Origin of the sequence: Bradyrhizobium sp. NBAIM08, from assembly GCF_020193935.1 — a bacterium.
Taxonomy (GTDB): domain Bacteria; phylum Pseudomonadota; class Alphaproteobacteria; order Rhizobiales; family Xanthobacteraceae; genus Bradyrhizobium; species Bradyrhizobium yuanmingense.
Map to the genome: position 1 here is coordinate 1 of NZ_JADYVR010000863.1, position 410 is coordinate 410.

The window sequence follows — 410 nt, forward strand, 5'->3', positions numbered from 1 at the left end:
GTCCAAGGCACTCTCTTCTCTCTGCTGTGAGACGTGCTGCCGCTGATCAGGGGGCGAGCGCTTCAAGAATGGCCGGCCCATTGGCCACCGGGACGAACAGGCGCGTCCGGTAGCGGATGATCTCGGTGAAGCAGCCTTTGGCCTTGTACCACTCGAGCCGATCGGGCGCGAAGCCAGTCAGCTCGATGCGCTGCTCGCCGCCGACGAGACTGCGCTTGACGGTCAGCGGATCATGGCTCTGCAAGGTTTGTGCGGTGCCGCTCGAGAGGACGAGAGCGGCCAGCTCACCGGGGGCAGGCAAGACCGGGTTTTCGAGGCCGAAGGTCTGCGACACCTTTGCGATATCCGCGGCCACGACCTCGCGGCCGATGATGGAGGTGCCGTCGGCCGAGACGATGCGGGTCACGCGC

General features: G+C 65.9%; 1 protein-coding gene. It reads right to left on the reverse strand.

Translation table 11 applies throughout. The annotated features are described in order from the left end of the window. Positions 1–46: 46 nt before the first annotated feature. A partial coding sequence (locus I6F37_RS42435; RefSeq protein ID WP_225154740.1) for a hypothetical protein occupies positions 47–410 on the reverse strand: 364 nt, incomplete at its 5' end.